The sequence below is a fragment of the Microbacterium sp. genome (assembly GCF_035554235.1).
In the GTDB taxonomy this organism is placed as follows: Bacteria; Actinomycetota; Actinomycetes; order Actinomycetales; family Microbacteriaceae; genus Microbacterium.
Map to the genome: position 1 here is coordinate 1 of NZ_DATMIO010000161.1, position 3,121 is coordinate 3,121.

The following is a 3,121-nucleotide window of genomic DNA, read 5'->3' on the forward strand; positions in this document are numbered from 1 at the left end:
GTCTCCGGCTCGTGCTCCACGACCAGGACGGTGTTGCCCTTGTCCCGCAGCTGCAGCAGCAGTCCGTTCATCTTCTCCACGTCGTGCGGGTGCAGGCCGATGGTGGGCTCGTCGAAGACATAGGTGACGTCGGTGAGCGAGGAACCGAGGTGGCGGATCATCTTGGTGCGCTGCGCCTCGCCGCCGGAGAGCGTGCCCGACGCACGGTCGAGGGAGAGGTATCCGAGGCCGATGTCGACGAACGAGTCGATGGTGTCGCGCAGGCCCGCCATGAGCGGGGCGACCTCCGGATCTTCGACCGTGCGCAGCCACGCGGCGAGGTCGGTGATCTGCATGGCCGCGGCATCCGCGATGTTGATGCCGTTGATCTTCGACGACCGCGCCCCCTCGTTCAGGCGCGTTCCGCCGCAGTCGGGGCACGCCGTGAACTTGACCGCGCGCTCGACGAACGCGCGGATGTGCGGCTGCAGCGAGTCGCGGTCTTTCTGCAGGAAGCTCTTCGTGAGCTTGGGGATGAGTCCCTCGTAGGTCATGTTGATGTTCTGGATCTTGACCTTCGTGGGCTCCTTGTAGAGGAAGTCGTCGCGCTCCTTCGCCGAGTAGTCCTTGATCTTCTTGTGGGGGTCGACGAGACCCGACTCGGTGAAGCCGCGCACCATCCAGCCGTCGACGTTGTAGCCGGGGATCGTGAGGGCGCCCTCGGCGAGCGACTTCTCGCTGTCGAAGAGTTCGTCGAGATCGATGTCGCTCACCTCGCCGAGCCCCTCGCAGCGCGGGCACATGCCGCCCGTGAGCTCGAACGTGCGGTGCTCGCGCTTGGCCTTGCCTTCGCCGCGCTGCACCGTGATCGCCCCGCTGCCGCTGACCGAGGGGATGTTGAACGAGAACGCCTGGGGCGAGCCGACGTGCGGCCGGCCGAGGCGGCTGAAGAGGATGCGCAGCATCGCGTGCACGTCGGTCGCGGTGCCCACCGTCGACCGCGCATTCGCCCCCATCCGCTCCTGATCGACGAGGATCGCCGGGCTCAGGTTCTCGAGCGCGTCGACCTCGGGGCGACCGAGCGACCCCATGAACTGCTGGACGAAGGTGGAGTAGGTCTCGTTGATGAGCCGCTGCGACTCGGCCGCGATGGTTCCGAAGACGAGCGAGGATTTGCCCGAGCCGCTCACGCCCGTGAAGACCGTGAGGCGTCGCTTCGGGATCTCGACGTTGATGTTCTTGAGGTTGTTCTCCCGGGCGCCGACGACGCGGATGACTTCGTGCGAATCGGCGATGTGGGCGGGGGCGGAGGAGGCCATGGGTTCCCTTCGATCGGTGCGACCCTACAGTGTGCGATGCACTGCGGACAGCACCGGTCCTCAATGCGAGGTGCTCGCGCCAATCCTCTCCGGTCACTCCGGCGCGTTGCCCGCGGCGCCGCCATGCTCGAACGGCGTCGTGACGTCGCGGTAGGCGAGATGCGTCACCATGCCGAGCGCCGCGTGCTCCAGGTTGTGGCAGTGATCCATCCAGATGCCGGGGTTGTCGGCGTAGAGCGCGACCTCCCAGACCTCGCCGGGCCCGACGTCGAAGGTGTCGAGCCACAGCGGCTCCGCCGGCACGCGGCCGTCGATCGAGAGGACCTTGACCGTGTGCCCGTGCGGATGCATGGGGTGGGTTTCGAAGCTGCGATTGACGAAGCGCAGGCGCACCGTGTCGCCGGGGCGCACGATCGTCGGCTCGATGAACGGGTACACCCGACCGTCGACCGCATACGCATAGTTCGGCAGCCCCTGCACGATGCGGGGCAGCCGATCCAGCACAAAGGTGCGCTCGAGAGCGAAGCCCGCGCCGGCGAGCGCCGCGTCGATGGCCGTCGCGGCTTCGGGGTGCGCCGCCGCACCCACGGGGGTGAGGTCGGCGAGCGCGTCGAAGGCGAGCGGCGGGACGGTCAGTGCGGGGATGTCGTCACCTGCGTGCGGCACGAGTCCGATGCCGGCGCTCCGCGCCCCCGCGACGCCGATGCGCACCGGGGCGGCCGGCATCTCGATCACGACGTCGATGCGGCCCCCGGCCGGGATGACGAGAGACCGGTCCTCCGCGGCGGCCGACGCCACATCGGTCCCATCGATGGCGGCGACGCGGAACGCGGCGCCCTGCACGGCGAACGTCTGCGGCGTCTGGTCGGTGTTGATCAGGCGCAGGCGCACCGAGTCGCCGGGTTCGACCACCCGCTCCTCGATGACGTCGCTGGAGCCGATCACCACCGAGCCCGAGAACGTGTGCACGGGAAGCGTCAGGTCGACATCCTCGGTCGGCCCGGATGCCGGGTGCACGACGAGCGTGCCGTACAGACCCCGCACAACGCCCTCCGAACCGCGCTGGTGCGTGTGGTACCAGTAGGTGCCCGGCTGGGTCATCGCGATGCCGGCGCGGAACGCGCCGCCGGGTGCCACGGCATCCTGCGTCACCCCGGCGACGCCGTCGAACGCGTTCGCGACGGGGTAGCCGTGCCAGTGCACGGTCGCTCCGGAGTCGATGTCGTCGTTCGTGAGCGAGACATCGAGCGTGTCACCGACGCGCGCGACGATCGCCGGCCCGGCGAGCTCCCCGAAGGTCCACGCGTCCACCCTCCTGCCCGAGGGCAGCTCGACCTCGCCGCGCTGCGCGCGGAGCGACACGGCGACGGTCTCACCGGAGGCGGGAAGGGTGTGTGGGGCGCTCGTCAGGTCGGGCACGGGGCTGCCGGAGGCGGCGGTCGCCGCACCCCCGTCGTGCCCATGCACAACGTGTCCATGAGCAACGGGCCCGAAGCCCGCGGCCTGCAACGCGCCCGCGCCGGACATCGTGACGACCCCCACGACGACGGCACCCGCGATGATGCTTCCCGCAGCGGCCGCCGCGGCCAGCACCGGCCGCCGCGATCCCCCCGAGCGCCGCGCGCGGACCAGCGTCGTCACGACTCCCGCGCCCACGACGACGGCGAGAACGGCCACCGCCGCCGCGGGGCCCGCGGGAGTCCCGATCCCCACGGTGAGCACGATCTCCCCGGCGCACGCGGCGGCCGCCGCGGCGAACGCACCCGCCACCGCCGCGTCGCGGCGCGAAGGCACCGCTGCGTCGCGGCGCGAACGCACCGCCG

General features: G+C 70.5%; 2 protein-coding genes. Both read right to left on the reverse strand.

All coding sequences use genetic code 11. The annotated features are described in order from the left end of the window. On the reverse strand, positions 1-1,298 hold a 1,298-nt coding region (locus VNT50_RS08250), incomplete at its 3' end, for an excinuclease ABC subunit UvrA (protein ID WP_491715936.1). Positions 1,299-1,391: 93 nt separating this feature from the next. Then, on the reverse strand, positions 1,392-3,121 hold a 1,730-nt coding region (locus VNT50_RS08255), incomplete at its 5' end, for a multicopper oxidase family protein (protein ID WP_325484631.1).